The sequence below is a fragment of the Enterobacter sp. Taxon_2 genome (assembly GCF_058355295.1).
Window position 1 is genome coordinate 52,753 of the sequence record NZ_CM178024.1, and the last position, 19,143, is coordinate 71,895.

At 60.5% G+C, this 19,143-nt stretch carries 7 protein-coding genes; 4 read left to right on the forward strand and 3 right to left on the reverse strand.

The genetic code is table 11. From position 1 onward, the window contains the following. Nucleotides 1–27 precede the first annotated feature (27 nt). Entirely contained in the window at nt 28–1,725 is a 1,698-nt protein-coding gene (locus AC4IC4_RS00265; RefSeq protein WP_491472855.1) for a ShlB/FhaC/HecB family hemolysin secretion/activation protein, read from the forward strand. Nucleotides 1,726–1,739: 14 nt separating this feature from the next. After that, nucleotides 1,740–13,910, forward strand: a complete 12,171-nt coding sequence (locus AC4IC4_RS00270; protein ID WP_491471954.1) for a hemagglutinin repeat-containing protein — start codon at nt 1,740–1,742, stop codon at nt 13,908–13,910. Nucleotides 13,911–14,167: 257 nt separating this feature from the next. On the opposite strand, the gene AC4IC4_RS00275 is transcribed toward AC4IC4_RS00270, so the two are convergent. The 3 genes from AC4IC4_RS00275 to AC4IC4_RS00285 form a co-directional block, all read right to left on the reverse strand. Next, a complete protein-coding gene (locus tag AC4IC4_RS00275) occupies nt 14,168–15,256 on the reverse strand; it encodes an AAA family ATPase (protein ID WP_491471955.1) in 1,089 nt (362 codons plus the stop codon). A 145-nt stretch (nt 15,257–15,401) separates the two neighbouring features. Next, the gene (locus AC4IC4_RS00280) at nt 15,402–16,361 is read right to left on the reverse strand and encodes a YbgA family protein (RefSeq protein ID WP_024906657.1); all 960 of its coding nucleotides are present in this window, start codon (nt 16,359–16,361) and stop codon (nt 15,402–15,404) included. A gap of 261 nt (nt 16,362–16,622) precedes the next feature. Next, on the reverse strand, nt 16,623–17,348 hold the full coding sequence (locus tag AC4IC4_RS00285) for a MerR family transcriptional regulator (RefSeq protein ID WP_491471956.1): 726 nt from the start codon (nt 17,346–17,348) through the stop codon (nt 16,623–16,625). Between the two features lie 117 nt (nt 17,349–17,465). Here AC4IC4_RS00285 and AC4IC4_RS00290 point away from each other — a divergent pair, with 117 nt between their 5' ends. Both AC4IC4_RS00290 and AC4IC4_RS00295 read left to right on the forward strand, forming a co-directional pair. Continuing rightward, the gene (locus tag AC4IC4_RS00290) at nt 17,466–17,990 is read left to right on the forward strand and encodes a lipocalin family protein (RefSeq protein ID WP_208763379.1); all 525 of its coding nucleotides are present in this window, start codon (nt 17,466–17,468) and stop codon (nt 17,988–17,990) included. A 78-nt stretch (nt 17,991–18,068) separates the two neighbouring features. Further along, a complete protein-coding gene (locus AC4IC4_RS00295; RefSeq protein ID WP_491471957.1) occupies nt 18,069–19,067 on the forward strand; it encodes a class I SAM-dependent methyltransferase in 999 nt (332 codons plus the stop codon). The last annotated feature ends 76 nt before the right edge of the window (nt 19,068–19,143 follow it).

The window sequence follows — 19,143 nt, forward strand, 5'->3', positions numbered from 1 at the left end:
TAATTGCGAATAAATTTTGTGGCATGGATGAATAGCAATAAAATAAAAAAAATAATAATTTCATTAGCAAATTATATTGTTTTTATCTTATCTTTTGCGCTTTTTTCAGCGAGCGTGAACGCTGCCCCCTTGTCACCAGCCGATCGCGATTCCATTCAACAGCAACAGCAGCAGCTTTTATTACAGAACCAGCAACAGCGTGAAGAGCTGGAGCGCAGTATTCCTCGCCCCGCGCCTGCCAGACCGCTGCCTGTTACCGGCTCCGGACCCTGTTTCACCATTCATACCATTACCCTTTCCGGTGCGACCTTAATCTCCCCGAAAACCCGGCAGACCCTTGTCGCGCCGTGGCAGGGCCGCTGTCTGGATATGGCGAAAATAACGGAACTTCTCGCCCATATTTCTGACTGGTATATCAGCCGGGGCTATATCACCAGCCGCGCTTTTCTTACCGAGCAGGATCTCTCCGGCGGCCAGCTGAATATTGTTGTGCTGGAAGGTCGGCTGGAAGCGATCCGTCTGGAAGGCGAAACGCCGCGCATGCTGAAAATGGCGTTTCCGGGACGGGTGGGCGGCATTCTTAATTTACGCGACATCGAACAGGGCATGGAGCAAATTAACCGTTTGCGTACAGAGCCGGTTCAGATTGAAATTCTTCCGGGGACGCAGGCCGGATATTCCATCGTTAATCTCACGGCAAAACCGGAATTTCCCTTAAGTGCATCCGTAAGCCTGGATAATAGCGGGCAGAAGAGTACCGGGGAAGATCAGCTGAGTGGCGTGCTCACCGCCAATAATATGCTGGGGCTGGCGGATAAATGGTTTGTCAGCGGCGGGCGCAGCAGTGATTTTGCCAGCGCGTACGATGCGCAGAATTTCCAGGCGGGCGTCAGCGTGCCGTTTGGTTACGGATTACTGGACTACAGCTACGCCTGGAGTAACTACCGGACCACCATCAGTAACCAGGGGTTCAACTGGCTCTCCACGGGCGATACCAAAACCCACCGTGTTAACGCGTCCTGGGTGGTCTTCCGCAACGGGGATGTCAAAACCGGCATTGCGGCAGGCGTGGTTCAGCGCTCCAGCCGCAACTGGCTTAACGACGCGCCGCTTCAGAGCAGCACGCGCAACCTCTCCAGCCTGGTCCTGGGCATTACGCATACGCAAAAAATGCTGGGCGGCGTGGCGACCTTCAACCCGACCTGGAGCCACGGCATGCCGTGGTTCAATGCCGAAACCGACGAAGATAAGTCCGGGGATATGCCGCGGGCGGAATTCCGCAAATGGAGTCTGAACGCCAGCTTCCAGCGTCCTGTCACCCGTAACGCGTGGTGGCTGACCAGCGCCTACGGCCAGTGGTCGCCCGACCGGCTGTACGGCTCCGAGCGCCTGACGCTCGGCGGCGAAAGCTCCGTGCGCGGTTTTAAAGAGCAGTACCTGTCCGGGGACAACGGCGGCTACTGGCGTAACGAGCTGGGGTATTCCCTCTTCACCCTCCCGGTGATTGGTGCGGTGAGCGCAACGGTCGCCGTTGACGGTGGCTGGCTGGAAAAAGACCGTCAGGACCGCTTTGCCTCCGGCACGTTATGGGGAGGCTCGGTGGGGCTGAGCAGCGCAGGGCGCTGGTACAGCAGCCAGATTTCGGTCGGTACGCCTTTGCACTACCCCGACTGGCTCGGCCCGGATCATGTGAGCGTTAACTGGCGCATTGCCTTCATGCTTTAAGAGACTCTACGACTATGGATACCCGCCACCCACCCGTTCGTTTCTCGCAGCGTCTGATCAGCTGGATTGTCTGCGGCCTGATGGTCTGGCAGCCGATGGCACCTGCCGTCGCGGCGGCGCTTACGCCGACCGGGCAGACCACGGTCGATCGGGCGGGGAACGGGGTTCCGGTCGTCAACATCGCCACGCCGAACGGGGCGGGTATTTCGCATAACCAGTTCGGTGAGTATAACGTCGGCAAAGAGGGGCTTATCCTCAACAACGGCACGGACCGTTTAACCCAGACCCAGCTGGGCGGGCTTATCCAGAACAACCCCAACCTGCAGGCCGGGCAGGAAGCGAAAGGCATCATCAACGAAGTCACGGGGGCAAACCGCTCGCAGCTGCAGGGCTATACGGAAGTCGCCGGCAAGGCGGCAAACGTTATGGTGGCCAACCCGTACGGCATCACCTGTAACGGGTGCGGATTTATCAACACCCCGAACGTCACCCTGACCACGGGGAAACCGCAGTTCGACGCCAGTGGTAACCTGCAGGCGCTGGAGGTGACGAAAGGCGCCATCACGGTTGAAGGCCAGGGGCTGGATGCCAGCAAGAGCGACGCGCTGTCGATCATTGCGCGCGCGACGGAAGTGAACGCCGCGATACATGCGAACGACCTGACGGTAACGGCAGGGGCGAACCGCGTGGGCGCAGACGGCAGCGTCAAACCGATTGCCGGTGAGGGCGCCGCGCCCGTGGTGGCCGTGGATACCGGCGCGCTCGGCGGGATGTATGCCAACCGTATCCGCCTGGTCTCCAGCGAGACGGGCGTGGGGGTGAACCTCGGCAACCTCACCGCGCGCCAGGGCGACATTCAGCTGGATGCGGGCGGCAAACTGACGGTCACGAACAGCCTGGCCAGCGGTTCGATTACCGCGAATGGCGCGGGGGTGGCCCTCAGCGGCAGCCATCAGGCCGGGGGCGCGCTAAATGTGACCAGCTCGCAGGATGTGGAACTCAATAACAGCACGCTCGCCAGCCAGGGCGATATGCGCCTTTCCGCTGCGGGGAAAGTGCAGACGACGGGCGGCGGGACAAACAGCGCGGGCGCACTGTCGGTGAGCAGTGGGCAGGGGATGACGCTCAGCAATACCTCCCTGGTCTCCCGCGGCGCGGCGACGCTGGACAGTAAAGATACCCTGACCGTCAACGGCGGCGGCGTGTCGGCACAGGGCGGGGCGCTGACCGTCACGAGCAATCAGGGAATGGCGCTTTCGGATGCAACGCTGACGGGTCAGGCCGACACTGCGCTGTCCACCGACGGCAGCCTGACGCAGCGCGGCGGCAGCGTCACCAGCAAGGGCGCGCTCAGCGTGGCGGCCGGAAAAGATATCACGCTGACGAATACCCGCAGCGGTAACGATGCCCGGGCGACCCTCAGCAGCGGCGGTACGCTGACATCCACGGGCAGTGCGGTCTCGGCAGGAGAGAGCCTGGCCCTGAGCGGCGGACAGCTGGTGCTGGACGGCCAGAGCCGGGCCGATGCCACGGGCGATATCCGCCTGACGGGCAGCACCGTCAGTAACCTGGGCCAGGTGAATGCGGGGCGCGACGTTGCGCTCTCCGGCGACAGGGTGTCCAACAGCGGCCAGCTGGCGGCGAAAGGCCATCTGGATGTGAAGGCCGGAGACCTGACAAACGACGGCACGGCGCAGGGTAACGAAGTCACCCTCAGGGGGCAGACGGTCACCAATAACGGCACCCTGCAGAGCGCCGGTAACCTGGCATTAAGCGCCGGAACCCTGGAACAGCGGGGCACGCTGAGCGCGAAAGGCAATGCAAACGTCACGGCGCAGCAGACCCTGCGTAACAGCGGCAGCTTGCTGGCTGACGGCGCGATGTACGTGACCGCAGGCTCGCTTGAACAGAACGGCACCCTGTCCGGCGCGACGGCGCTGACGGCGCAGGTCGGCACCCTGACCAGCGGTGAGGCGTCCCGCACCACCAGCCAGGGCAATGTACAGCTTACCGCGACCCGCAGCGCCAGCCTGAACGGGCAAACGGACGCGGCGGGGGTATTAACCGTCAGCACCGGCAACCTGACCACCGGCCAGGATGCGCATCTGCAGAGCGGGCAGGGGCTTACCCTGCAGGCGCAGAATGCCGCGCTGAACGGCACGCAGGCGGCGAAGGGGGCCCTGTCGGTGACGGCGGGCACGATTGCGCACGCCGGGAAATCCACCGGTAACACGCTGAGTTTTAACGCGACCGGCGACCTGACCAGCGACGGAGAGCTTACCGCCAGCGCCATCGCGCTCAGCGGACAGAACATCCTTCAGTCCGGCGTCGCAAAAGCGGACCGCATGACCCTGACGGCCCCCGGGCGCATCACCAGCAGCGGTACGCTGGTTGCCGGTACGCTGGCGCTGGACGCTGCCTCGGTGGAGAACAGTGGACTGCTGCAGGGGACCACCCTGCTCGGCCTGAAGACCGGGTCACTCACAAACCTCGCGGGCGGATCGGTCTACAGCACGCAGGATTTAACGCTGAACGTTCCGGTGCTGGCTAACAGCGGGCTTATCACCACTGACGGCACATTGCGCCTCCGGGGTGACACGCTGACAAACCAGGGCGAAATCAACGGCGTCAGCCTGAGCAGCGACTACCTCAGCATGACCAACACCGATACCGGACGCCTGCTGGCGGACGACCGGCTCACCCTGAACGGCACTGCGTTTGCTAACGCGGGCAATATTACGGCCAGCGACCTGCACATCACGGCGGACAGCCTGCAAAACCAGGGCACCGTTGAAGGGGACTCGGCGCTGACGCTCGGCGTGGCAGACCTCATTAACCGTGGCGCGCTGCGCAGCAGCGGAACGCTGACGCTCGGCGGTGAAACGCTGGTCAACAGCGGCGAGCTCAGCGCCACCGCGCTGCTGCTGAACCTGACCCGCCAGGCCAGCAACGATGCCGGTGGGCGAGTGATTGCCCGGAACGGCCTGACGCTGACCACCGCCAGCCTGACGAACAGCGGGCTGATGGCCGGTACCGACGCGCAGTTTAACAGCGCATCGGTGACCAACGGCGGCACGCTGCAGGGGACACATTCCCTCACGGCGACCGGGGCACAGCTCAGCAACCAGCAGGCGGGCATGCTGCTCTCCGGCGGCGCGCTCGACCTGCACCACACCACCCTGAACAACGCCGGGCTGCTGCAGGGCAACACCCTGAACCTGGCCACCGGCGAGTGGATCAACACCGGTAATGCGCTGGGGGAAGCAGGCGTGACGGCGGCGGTGACCGGCAAGCTGACCAGCAGCGGTAAGGTACTCAGCCAGCAGGCGCTGGACGTCCAGGCCGGCAGGACCGATAACCGGGGCCAGCTGCTGGCAAAAGTGCTGACCCTGCGGGGCGACCTGCAGAACAGCGGTCTGCTTCAGGGGAGCAGCACGCTTGCCTGGTCCGGGAACACCTTCACGAACCAGGCTCAGGGCCAGGTAACGGGCGGCGATACCCTGACCCTGAGCGGACAAACCCTCAGCAACGCGGGCAGCCTTCAGGGGCGCAGCGCGACGCTTGACGCCGGGAGCCTGAATAACCAGGGCAGCATTCAGACGCTGGATGCCCTGACGCTTTCCACGACCGGCAGGCTGGATAACACGGGCGCCCTGCTCAGCCAGAACCTGTTCACGCTGACGGCGGCGCAGCTGTTCAACGACGGCCAGCTGGCCGGGAAAGCGCTCACGGTGAAGGCCGCGCAGCTTAACAACACCGGGATTCTTCAGGGCAACGACACGCTGGCGCTGACCACCCGCGCGCTGAGCAACGGCGCCACCGGGCAGCTGGTGAGCGGCAGTCCTCTGGACTTATCCCTCGACACGCTCGATAACGCCGGTCTGCTGCTGGTGAATGGCGGGTTCACCCTGCGGGGCAGCGACCTGACGAACCGGGGCGATATTCAGGCGCAGAGCCTGGATTTGGGCCTGAGCAATGCCCTGACCAATACCGGGAACATCGTTGCCACCGACGATGCCGTGCTTAACGCGACGACGCTGACCAGCAGCGGCACGGTGGCGGGCAAAACGCTGACAGCAGGCGGTACTGAGCTGCGCAACAGCGGCCTGATGCAGGGCAGCAACGCAGTTAACGCCTCCGCCGACCGCTTTATCAACGAGCTGAACGGTAAATGGCTCTCCGGCGGCGGCTTCACGCTGACGGGCGGACAGCTGACCAACGCCGGTACGCTGCAGGGTGCGACGCTGGGCATGACCGGCACCGCCCTCACCAACAGCGGCACGGTGAACGGGCAGACGGGACTCAGCGGCACGCTCAGCGGGGCGTTAACGAATACCGGACTATTGCAGAGCGGCGGCGCGACCGCCTTCACCGCGGATACCCTGGCGAACCCGGGGCGCATCACAGGCGGTACGCTGTCCCTCACTGCCCGCGATATGAACAACGGCGGGCTGATGCAGGGAACGAACGGCCTGGCGCTCACCGGCACCACGCTAACCACGGGCGCGACCTCGCGCACCCTCTCCGGCGGCATGCTGACGCTGGATGCAGGCCAGCTGACCACGCAGGGCACGCTGCAGGGGAACGGTGCAGACATCCGCGCCACCGACTGGACGCACGGGGGGTCTCTGCTCAGCCAGGGAACGCTGACGGCCACGACCGGCGGCACGCTGACCTCAACCGGCTCGCTGATGAGCCAGGGCCGGGCGGATATCACCGCTCAGACGCTGGATAACCGCGGGCAGCTCCTCAGCGAGGGTGATGTGACGCTCGGCGGCAGCACGCTTAAAAACAGCGGCACCGTGCAGGGGAGCACCCTCGCGCTGCATCAGAGCAGCATTAACAACCAGGGCACCTTAACCGGTCTGCAGAGCCTGACCGTTCAGGGTCGGCAGCGGCTGATGGCGCGCATGGCAATGGCCGCGCCGCAGCAGGAGCTGATTAACGGCGCAGGCGGCAAGCTTCTCACCCAGGGTACTCTGACGATTGCGTCCGGCGCGGTGACCAACGCCGGCAGCTGGCAGGCACAGAACATCCTGCTTAACGCCCGGTCACTCACCAACAGCGGGGCGGTGCAGAGCGCCGACGCGCTGCAGATGACGCTGGCCGACACGCTCACCGGAACCGCAGGCAGCAGGATCATCGCGCTGGGTGCGGCAACGCTGCAGGCCGCGACGCTGGCGAACCAGGGCCATTGGGCGGCGAAAAACCTGACGCTGACAGGCGGCACGCTCAGCAACAGCGGCGCCATCAGCGGCGTGAATGGCCTGACCCTCAGCCAGACCGGCGCGGTCAGCCAGCAGTCTGGCGGGACCCTGCTGTCCGGCGGGGCGCTGAACGTCACGGCGGCCTCCGTCACCAGCGACGGCAAAATGCAGGGGGGCACGCTCGGCATCACCACCGGGGCGCTCACCAACAACGGACGTCTGCAGGGCGATAACGGCGCGACGCTGGCCCTCAGCGGGACGCTGACCAACAACAGCGGAGGCGAAATCGTCAGCCGCGATGCGCTGACGCTGACCACGCCCGCGTTGTTTAACTACGGCCTGATCCAGGGCGGCGGCGAGACGCGCGTGACCGCCTCCTCCCAGGCGCGTAACGACGGCAGGCTGCTTTCCGGCGCGCGCCTGACGCTCGGCACCCCGCAATTCACCGGCACTGGCTGGCTGCAGGCCACCGACCTGATACTCAATGCGGCAAACGCCACCAACGGCGGCACGTGGGTGGCCGATCGCGCCACCCTGACCGGCACCAACTTCGCCAGCCAGGGCACCACCCAGGCGGGACAGCTGACGGTTAACTACGGCCAGCTGAACAACAGCGGCACGCTGCTCGGCAACACGCAGCTGAATATTGGCGCGGACCAGGTAACCCAGAGCGCGGGCGGCAAGCTGCTGAGCGGCGGCAACCTGTGGCTGCAGAGCCGGGGGCTGGACCTGACCGGCCAGCTGGTGTCCTTGGGGGACTTAACGCTGCAGCTGACGAACGCGTTTACCAGCCGGACCGCCGTGGCGGCAGGCAGAACCCTGACCATCAACAGCGGCGGCGACATCGATAACCGCAGCGTGCTGCAGGGGCAGGCGGTCAACCTGAATGCGGGCGGGCAGCTCAGCAACAACGGACAAATCACCACCGGCGGCGGCGCGAGTACGCTCTCCGGCAGCAGCGTGGCGCTGAACGCCGCGGGCTCGGTGCAGGGCGGGGGCGACATCACCGTTGCCAGCCGGAGCAACATTACCGTCGACGGCTTCACCGGCACGCGCGGCTCGCTGACCCTGAGCGCGCCGGGCACCATCGTCAACACCGCGCTACTGTACGCGGCGAATAACCTGGCGCTGTTTGCCGACAGCATCACCAATCAGCGCGGCGACATCATGGCGGGGAACAACCTGTGGATGCAGCGGGATGCGGCGGGGAATGCGAACAGCCAGGTGGTAAATACGTCGGGGAATATTGAGACGCAGAATGGTGATATTACGATCAGAACGGGGCATTTGCTGAATACCCGTGATGGACTTTCGGTAAATAGCTGGACGGAGACTTCACAACTGGCTGAAAACGTCGGTGATGCAACGATTGAACTTCTTGTCCTGAGTCTTCCTTCAACGTCTTACAGCATTAGCAATACGAAAAGCAAAGGGTATCGCAACTGTACATGTGCAATTGAATACGATATTTACAGTTCATCATTTGTTCCTACTGCAGAGAGCAGCCAAATGCGCTTTGCTGGCTCAGTGGTGCATCTTGATGTGAGTGCGAGCGGTGGTGCGGGGCGCATCGCTTCGGGACGCGATTTGGTTATCAATGCTGGTACTCTGGAAAATAAATCAAGTCAAATACTGAGTGAACGTAACGCATCTCTTTCAGGGTCACAGCTGAACAATGAGAGCTATCAATCAGGAACCTCGGGGACTTTTTATAATTACAAATATCTCAGGTCTACGGGGGGAGCATCTTCGGAATCGGGATATCCGGGACCAAAAGCTAACTCGACCTTTATTTATGAGTTACAAGGTCTGACGACTGAATCGGTGGAAGGCGAAACCTTACGTGCCGTCATCCAGGCGGGCGGTAACGTCACCGCAAACTTCACCAGTAACATCAGCAACACCAATACCACCGCTAACGCGGGCGGCGTCAGCAACGTCATCTCCACCCCGTCGCTTAACACCCTCAGCAACCAGAGTGTCGGCAGCGGCGTACAAAAACAGGGGTTGAGCAATACCGGCACCGTGGCGGTGAACTCGCCGCAGTGGAACGATCAGCTCCAGGGTGCGCTGCAGCAGATTAACGGCGGCGGCGCTCTGGAAAACGGCGGCGCGTCCGGCACGCCTCTCAGCAACATTGGCACCACGCAGAAAGGCAACGCCAACCTCGGCCAGCTGGGCGCGCTGGCGAACGCGGGGGTCACCACCGCCGATCTCAGAACCGCTCAGGGCGGAGCCGTCGGGCATTATCAGGGACAGCGCGTCGATACCAGCGCTTACCCGCTGCCGTCGGGCAACAACGGCTATTTTGTTTTCTCCGACAATCCGAAAAGTCCGTACCTGATCAGCATCAACCCGAAACTGAACGGTCTCGGGCAGCTTGATCCCGCCCTGTTTGCCGACCTGAACGCGATGCTCGGGGTCAAACCGTCGTCCACGGCGCCGCAGGAGACGCGGCTGGCGTTTACCGACGAGAAGCAGTTCCTCGGCTCATCCTACATGCTCGGCCGCCTCAACCTGAACCCGGATTACGACTACCGCTTCCTCGGCGATGCGGCGTTCGATACCCGCTATGTCTCCAACGTGGTGCTCAACCAGACCGGTAACCGCTACCTGAACGGCATCGGCTCCGATCTGGATCAGATGCGCTATCTGATGGACAACGCCGCGGCGGCGCAGCAGTCGCTGGGCCTGCAGTTTGGCGTCTCGCTGACCGCCGATCAGATTGCCGCGCTCGACCACAGCCTGCTGTGGTGGGAGAAAGCCACCGTCAACGGCGAAACCGTGATGGTGCCGAAACTCTACCTGTCGCCGAAGGACGTCACCGTCAATAACGGCAGCGTAATCGCGGGTAACAACGTCACCCTGAAGGGCGGCGACATCACCAACAGCGGCAGCTCGCTGCTGGCGAAAAACAGCCTGACGCTCGACAGCCAGAACAGCATCAGCAACCTCAACAACGGCCTGATGAAAGCGGGCGGCGACCTGAACCTGAGCGCCATCGGCGATATCAATAACATCAGCTCAACCATCAGCGGCAAAACGGTCGCGCTGGAGAGCCTGGACGGCAGCATCAACAACCTGACCCAGGTTGAGCAGATTGATATCAACGCCGGAGGGAAGTACGGCAAGATCGGCCTGAAAGACACGCTGCTGGGCAACACGGCGTCGATTACCGCGCAGGATGGCCTGTCGCTTGAGGCGGGGAAAAACATCACCGTCACCGGGGCGAACCTGGCCTCCGGCGGCGATATGCTGCTGAACGCGTGGGGCGATATTGCCGTCAACGCGAATCAGATCAACGACGCATTCAGCTCCAGCCGGGCGAAAACCAGCCGTTCGTCCGTCACGTATCAGGGCAGTAACGTCACCGCGGGCGGCAACCTGCTGGTGAATGCCGGGCACAACCTTGACGTGACCGCCAGCGACCTGAAGGCGGGCGGCAGCGCGGGGCTGAGCGCGGGCAACGATCTCAATCTGAACGCGGCACAGACCAGCGAAAGCAGCCGTAAAGGGAAAAGCGAATCCCACAGCACCGGGCTCGACCGCACCACGATTTCCGCAGGCGATAACCTGGTCCTGAAGGCCGGACAGGATATCAACGCTCAGGCCGCCGCGCTGGCAGCGGAGAAAAGCGTCGGGCTGCAGGCGGGTCGCGACGTGAATCTGGCGGCGGAAGAGACCACGCAGGGCGACAGCTATAAGTCAGGCAAGAAAACCGTTATTAACGAGTCCGTACGCCAGCAGGGAACCGAGATCGCCAGCGGGGCGAATACTCAAATCCTCGCCGGGCGCGATGTCACCACCGAAGCCGCGCAGGTGACGGCGAAGGGCGATATCGGCGTGGCGGCAGGCCGCGACGTCAATCTTAATACCGCAACCGAAAGCGATTATCACTACAAAGAGCAGACCAAAACCAAAAAAGGGTTCCTGAGCAAGAAAACCACCCACACCATCGAGGAGGACAGCGCGACGCGTGAATCCGGCTCTTTGCTGAGCGGCGATGACGTGCAGGTCGTTGCGGGCAATAACCTGCTGGTGAACGGTTCCGCCGTGGCGGGCGACGGCGACGTGAAGCTTAAGGCGGGCAACAACGTCGATATCGTGGCAGCGACGAACAGCGACACCTCCTGGCGCTTTAAGGAAGAGAAAAAATCCGGCCTGATGGGCTCAGGCGGGATTGGTTTCACCATCGGCAGCAGCAAAAGCACGCACGATCTTCGTGAGAAGGGCACCACCCAGAGCCAGAGCTTCAGTACGGTGGGTTCGACGGGCGGTAACGTCGCGATTTCTGCAGGAAACCAGGCCCACATCGGCGGCGCGGATCTTATCGCCGGGAAGGATTTAAGCCTCAGCGGCGACAGCGTCATCATCGAGCCGGGGCACGACAAGCGCACCCGGGATGAGAAGTTCGAACAAAAATCTACTGGCCTGACGGTTGCACTGTCTGGCGCGGTAGGTAGCGCAATCAACAGCGCCGTTACCACCGCGCAGGAGGCGACCAAAGAGAGTGACGGGCGCCTGGCGGCACTGCAGGCAACGAAAACTGCACTCTCTGGCGTGCAGGCGGCGCAGGGCGCGGTTGTTGCGCAGCAGACGGGCGATCCAGCGAACGGGTTTGGCGTCAGCCTCTCTTTAACCAGTCAGAAATCGAAATCTCAGCAGCATGCTGAAAGCGACACGGTAGCGGGTAGCACGCTTAATGCAGGAAACGATCTTTCCATTAACGCTACGGGCAAAGGCAAAAGCAAAAGCGCAAACAGCGGGGATATCCTGATCGGCGGTAGTCAACTGAAGGCGGGAGGCGACACTGCGCTGAATGCGGCAAACGACATCCTGCTGACGGGAGCGGCCAACACGCAGAAAACCACCGGCAAAAACAGCAGCAGCGGTGGTGGTGTGGGTGTAAGTATTGGGGGCGGCAGCGGCGGGATGGGGATCAGTGTTTTCGCCAATGTGAATGCGTCTAAAGGTAATGAAAAAGGTAACGGCACCGCCTGGACCGAAACCACGCTGGACAGCGGCGGTACGGTCTCCATGACCAGCGGTAGAGATGCCATTCTGAACGGGGCGCAGGTCAACGGTGAGAAGATTGTCGCTGATATTGGCCGCGATCTTTTGATGAGTAGTCAGCAGGACAATAATGATTACAAATCTAAGCAGACCAGCGTAGCGGCGGGCGGCAGCTTCACGTTCGGAAGTATGACTGGCTCCGGCTACATCAGTGCCAGTCAGGATAAGATGAAGAGCACGTACGACTCCGTTCAAGAGCAGACGGGGTTGTTTGCCGGTAATGGTGGATTTGACGTCACGGTTGGCCGTCACACACAGCTGGATGGCGCGGTTATTGCCTCCACGGCGACGGCTGACAAAAATTCGTTAGACACGGGAACGCTGGGCTTTAGCGACCTTCACAACGAGGCGGATTATAAGGTCAGCCATACGGGTGTGAGCCTGAGTGGGAGCGGTAGTTTTGGCGATACCTTTAAAGGCAAAATGCCGGGCGGCATGATTTCAGGCGCAAGCCACGGCGGCCATGCGGAAGGCACCAGCCAGGCGGCGGTGGCAGACGGCACCATTATCGTTCGCGATCGGGATAATCAGAAGCAGGATGTGGCAAACCTGAGCCGGGATACCGAACATGCCAACGACAGCATCAGCCCAATCTTCGACAAGGAGAAAGAGCAAAATCGCCTGAAAGCGGTCGGGCTTATCAGTGATATCGGCAGCCAGGCGGCGGATATCGCGCGGACGCAGGGTGAGATAGCGGCACGGAACGCCATGACCGATCCGGAGGCGCTTAAGGCGGCCAAAGAGAAGCTGAAATCGGAAGGTAATGCTAACCCAAGTGATAAGCAAATCGTGAATCAGGCTGGCCAGACGGCAATGGCGAAGTACGGTACAGGCAGCGATATTCAGCGCGGTATTCAGGCGGCAACGGCGGCACTTCAGGGACTGGCGGGAGGTAATATTGCGGGTGCGTTGGCAGGCGCGTCGGCGCCTGAGCTGGCGCATCTGCTTAAATCAACCGAAGGCGATCCTACCGTTAATACCGTTGCGCACGCTATTCTGGGCGGCGCGGTGGCGGCTCTTCAGGGTAACAGCGCCGCTGCGGGAGCTGCAGGGGCGGCAACGGGCGAGCTAGCTGCGCATGCTATAGCCAGCCTGCTCTATCCGGATGTTAAAGACTTGTCGAAACTGAGCGAAGATCAAAAGCAGACGGTCATTACTTTGGCATCAATATCGGCGGGGATGGCTGGAGGAATTGCGGGGAATAAGACGGTCTCGGCAGCAACGGGTGCGCAAAGCGGGAAGAATGCGGCTGAGAATAATGCCAATTCTTTCCCTCTACCTGATGGTCTGGCCAAATATATGACTTCTGCAGGCTCATTGAACAATTATGCGGAAGACAAAGGTGCATCTGCGGATGAAAAGCAGGCCATGTTGAATAAGCTGGCAAAAGGAGACTTGCCTGAAAATCAGCAACCCGCTACAGGGCTAGTTAAAGCATGGGGTGCGGGAATGTCAAGTGTAGTTGCTCCCGCACTATTACCTGGAGCGGCAACGGCAGGATCCGTCGTGGCTTCTGGAATGATTGGTGGCACAGCAAATGTGTGGTCTCAATTAAACAGTAATGATCCCTTCAGCGTAACCGACGCACTTGTAGCAACAGGGGTTAGTGGATTAACGCAAGGGCGTGGATTCTGGTTTACCGAAGGTGCAAGCATGGCTGGTGCTTATGCGGGGGCTGTGTTGCAAGGGAAAGATCCACTTGCTCCCACCATTGGTGCAGGAATAGGAACAGCGGGAGGGGTATTAACAGGCAAGGGTTATGAGAAAGTACAAGAAATGCTCCCGCAATATGTGATTCCGAAATTTACAGGAACGGTTCTGGAGTCATTGAGTTCTGAATATTTAGGAAGCAAAGGACAGGCTGCCACTGAGGCTATACAAAACAAATTAAGCGAGAAAAAATAATGTTTACTACGAGGATAAAATTATTCCTATTGCTGGTAGCTGTTTGGATCGCTGGCATTTTTGCCACGCTTTTGTGCGGCCGTTTGCTGATAGCCTTTGTTACCTATTTTTTCATCGGGCAATTTGATTTTCCAATGAGTGATCTTGTTGAAGCCGTTAACCTTTCCATTAGTGGTGGGGTAATCATTGGAGGAATACAATGCTTTATGTCGAAAGAAAAGAATCCACCCCGGTGAGTAAGAGATGAGGATATAGAGCTACCCCAGCCTCTCCACCCTCGTCTCCCCCTCCGCCATCGACAGCTGATACAGCGAAAACGATCGCTGCTTCTCAATCAATGTCGCCAGCTCCGGCGAGTGGCTGGTGAGCCAGATCTGCGAGTAGCGGCTGGCCTCGGCGATTAAGCTCGCCAGCGCGGGCAGCATCTGCGGGTGCAGGCTGTTTTCCGGTTCGTTCAACGCGATAAACGCCGGTGGGCGCGGGCTGAGCAGCGCTACCGCCAGGCACAGGAAGCGCAGGGTGCCGTCGGAGAACTCCGCCGGTTCCAGCGGCCTGCTCAGCCCCTCCCGCTGCATCATCATGCGAAAACGTCCGCCGGTGTTGTCGCTGTAAAACACGCAGCCGGGGAAGGCCTGGTCGAGGATGCGCATCAGCAGCAGCTCGTCGCCAATCTCGATGATAGTCTGAAACGCGGCAGCCAGGTTGGCACCGTCGCTGGCCAGCACCGGGGAGCGGAAACCGACCTGCGGAGCCCGCATCGCCGAGCCGGATGAAACAGAAAACTCATGATAAAAGCGCCAGTTACGCAGGGATTCGCGCATCTGGGACACTTCCGGGTAAAGGTGCGGTTCGCCGAGCTGTCCGAATACCGATTCGTTCTCGTACAGCGTGCCGCTGTGGGTCACCTTCTCGTGATGCACGTTGTTCAGAAACACCGCCTGATTTTTACGCTTCATCAATTGCGACGAAGGCCGACGGTGCTGGCCGCTCAGCCAGATGGACTCCTCTTTGATCACCGGGTCGAGCTGAAACTGCGAGGGATAGGGCAGCTTCTCCACAAACCCGACCTGCAGCTCGTATTCGTAGGTCTCTGTTTCCACCGCGAGGTTCATCCGCCGCAGCTGGTCGCTGCGGGTTTTGCCTGCCCAGAACACCTTCAGAATGCCGCCCTCGTTCGCCAGCGCCTGGGAAAACTGCCCCTGGGCGGCGCTGTGCATCAGGTGTATCGCCTTGTAGATATTCGATTTCCCGGTACCGTTCGGCCCGAAGACGATGTTGAGCTGCTCCAGCTCCAGCGACATCTCGCGGATGGAGCGATAGTTTTGAATGTGCAGGGTGTTGATCACAGGCAGGCCCCTTTTGCAGAATAGGCCTGTATATAATCACAGCCTTTGAGATAAAATGCAAAAAAGAGACGACAGTGAGGATGTCGTCTAAACGGGGTACTGCTTTGGGCCTCTATGGGTCAATGGGGCCTTCGCATTTTTATGATCACTTGACTGCCAGACGCAGACCCAAATCATCAGGATAGGGATCAAAGTAGTTTTGCGTCATCAGATATCGGTCGGGGTATTCGGCCAGGTAGTGCTTCAGCAGCGTGATCGGGGCGAGAATAGGCAACTGCCCGTTGCGATAGTGCAGGATCACGTCGCGCAGCTCGCCGCGCTGGCGGGTGTTCAGCTGGCTACGGAAATACCCCTGAATATGCATCAGCACGTTGGTGTGATTTTTCCGCGAGGCGGGTTTTTTCAGGATGGTCATCAGCTTTTCCCGATACGCCACGAAGAAGGCGTCCAGGTCTTCCCACTCGTGCAGCGAGGCAACGAACGGGCCTATTTCACGGTAGCCTGCCTGATGGTGCGCCAGCAGCTGAAGTTTGTAACGGCTGTGGAAGTCCAGCAGCGCGCGGCGCGTGAGGCCATTTTTACGCAGCGCGTTCAGTTCGTGCAGGGCAAAAACACGTTCGACAAAGTTTTCCCGCAGCACCGGATCGTGCAGACGTCCATCCTCTTCCACGGGCAGCCACGGCCAGGTTTCAAGGAGGGCGGCGGTGAACAGCCCGACCCCCTCCTTGCGGCCCCGGTTGCCGTTTTCATCATACAGACGCACGCGTTCCATGCCGCAGCTTGGGGATTTAGCGCAGACGATAAAACCAGCGAGATCGCCGATTTTCGGCAAAAAATCTGCCGTAAAGTCCGCCATTTTCTGCGTAACGTCTTCGTGAGGCGCATGGCTAAAACGCATCTGCGTTTCACCGTGTTCCGTCACGATCAGACGCAGCGCCGGGCGAGGGGTCGGCAGGCCGATGGCCATTTCCGGGCAGACGGGCCTGAAATTCACCCACTGGGCCAGCTCATCCATGACGAAGCCCATACGCTTGTGTCCGCCGTCAAAGCGAACGGCGGATCCGGTCAAACATCCGCTAATACCGAGCACAGGTTTCGTTGTCATGGTGTTGTCCTCCCGTTCATATAACTAAAACTTACACAACATGACTAATTTGTCCAAGTATTCGCGGAACTATTTTTTATAATCCTTTAAAATCAATGCGTCTTAACTGCCCTTGTAGGTCGAGTAACCGTACTGGCTGAGCAGAGGGGCAGGTTTTTTCATGGTGTTTTCCTGTGGAATTATTCGTCACTGGAAAACGTTAGCATCTGCGGCGCGGGAAAATATTCAACTTTTCGTGAAGATCCCCGCAGGAGAAAATGATTAGAGGATAATCACTTCAAGCGATACCTGCTGCTGCCACTGCTCCAGCTGCTTTTTCCGCCCGGCGGTGAGTTTGCCGCTGGTGACCAGCATCCATTTGCGCTCCGGGAAAATTTCCGGTGCCAGCGCGTCAGGCGGAACCGGCAGGATGTCGATCCGATGGCCCTGTCCGGTGCGCGTCAGGGCTTCGAGCCAGATCTCGCACGGGTCGTTGAGGTGCCAGCCGCTGAGCAGAATATTATCGCCCGGCGCTTTTTTATCGCCTTCGAGGCAAAACGAGGTGTAGGCGATGATGATGCCGTCGAGGATCGCGCGCAGGGTCATGGCGGCGGCGACGTTGGCCGAGACCTGGCTGCGCAGCGGGCGCAGCACGTTCGCGACCAGCTCCGGCCTTGGGTACTCGCGTCCGGCGTCGTAAATCATCTGGCGCAGGGACTCGACTTTGCCGTCCTGCAGGCGTTGCAGCATGTTCTGCTGCAGGGTTTGCCAGTTGTTGGTCCGTCCCGGCGTCGGGCGTTCCAGCAGCGGTTTGACCTGGCCAATCGGAACGCCTTTTTTTACCCAGTCGAGGATTTTGAGCGCCTGCTGGACGTCCTCATCGCTGTACTGGCGGTGTCCGCCTTCCGTGCGCTGTGGCTTGAGTAAACCATAGCGACGCTGCCACGCCCGCAGGGTGGTGGCGGTGATGCCGCTGAGTCGGGCGAATTCGCCGATGGAGTAAGCCATGTCCGTGTCCAGAGTGGAGGAATACTCTCAATATACTACGAATTTTCCCGAACGGGATGAAGCGCCGAAACGGTGCACTACACTTAACGTCCAACCGTGCAAATGAAAGGAATTCTCATGAAGCTATGGCCTGTTGTGACCGGTGTTGCCATTGCGCTGACGCTGGTCGCCTGTAAATCCCCCACCCCGCCGAAGGGCGTGCAGCCTATTTCCGGTTTTGACGCCAGCCGCTATCTCGGTAAATGGTATGAGGTCGCCCGTCTGGAAAACCGCTTTGAACGCGGGCTGGAGCAGGTAACCGCCACCTACGGCAAACGCAGCGACGGCGGCATCAGCGTCCTCAACCGGGGTTACGATCCGGTGAAGAACAAATGGAATGAGAGCGAGGGGAAAGCGTACTTTACCGGCGAACCGACCACGGCCGCGCTCAAGGTGTCGTTCTTCGGCCCGTTCTATGGCGGCTATAACGTGATCAAACTGGATGAGAAGTACCAGTACGCGCTGGTCAGCGGCCCGAACCGCGATTACCTGTGGATCCTGTCGCGCACGCCGACCATCCCGGATGCGGTGAAGCAGGATTACCTGAACACCGCGCGCAGCCTGGGCTTCCGGGTTGACCAGCTGGTGTGGGTGAAGCAATAAAAATCGTGCTTTCTTCCTGGGGCATTACTGGCTCGCCTGGATAGACTTCCGTTAAAAGCCTAACGGAGGGAAGACGACATGAACTGGCAGCCTTTTCGTGGCGATGCGCCGGAAAATATGACGATTTTTAGCGCGTCATTTCCCGACGTCAGCGACCAGTGGCCGATGAAAGACGACGCTGCCCGTGAGATCGCCTCCCTTGACCGCGCCCTGAAAGCCGAGCCAGCGCTCCGGCCGCCGCGGGTGGAGTACGACGAAGGGGGGCAGGCCGTGCTTGTCCCGCAGAACCGCTATTCCGAACAGGCCTTTCGCAACCGCCCGGCGCTCACCGCGTGGCGCACCCGGCTGGTGCCCTCGGCGCTGGCGCTGTTTGTGGTGCAAAACCCGCTGGAAGATCGCCTGCCTGACGGCACTAAAATGGACAGCGACAGCCGCCAGTGGTTTATCCACGCGAACGATGCGGTTGGCGTGCGTTCCCGCGCCAGGGTGCTGGCCGCGCTGGTGGATAAGTACATTCACAATGAGAGCGAGAACAACTGGGTCAGCCTCGCGAGCGGTGCCGCCATTCCGGTGCTGGAGGCGCTGCGTGAAGCAAAGCTCGACGGCCAGCAGGTCTATCTCACGCTGGTGGACAAAGACCCGGTGGCGCTCAGCTGGGCCGAAACCATGGCGGCGCAGGAAGGCATTGTGGTGGGTGAACAGCTGACGCTGCTCAGGCGTAACCTGCTCCATACGCTGGTGCGTAACGAGGACCTGCTGCTGGAGCTGGGCGAGCATCAGGCCGAACTGGTCGACGCGCTGGGGATTTTCGAATACTTCAACGATACCGACGCGGTGATTTTTCTCCAGCGCGCGCTGCGGCTGGTCAAGCCCGGCGGGGCGGTGATTGTGTCGAACATGCTCACCAGTAGCCCGCACATTGACTTTGTGCTGCGTGGTATCGGCTGGGAGGATATTCACCCGAGAACGCTGCAGCAGCTGCAGGATATCCACCTCGCGGCGGGCGTGCCGGTGGAAAACGTCACCGTGGTCGTGCCTAAGGACGGGGTGTACGCGGTGATGGAGATTAGGGTTTAGCGCGATCTGTTCCCTCTCCCTTGAGGGAGAGGGCTAGGGTGAGGGGGTAATAGCCAGCAAAGCGTGGCTTGAAATA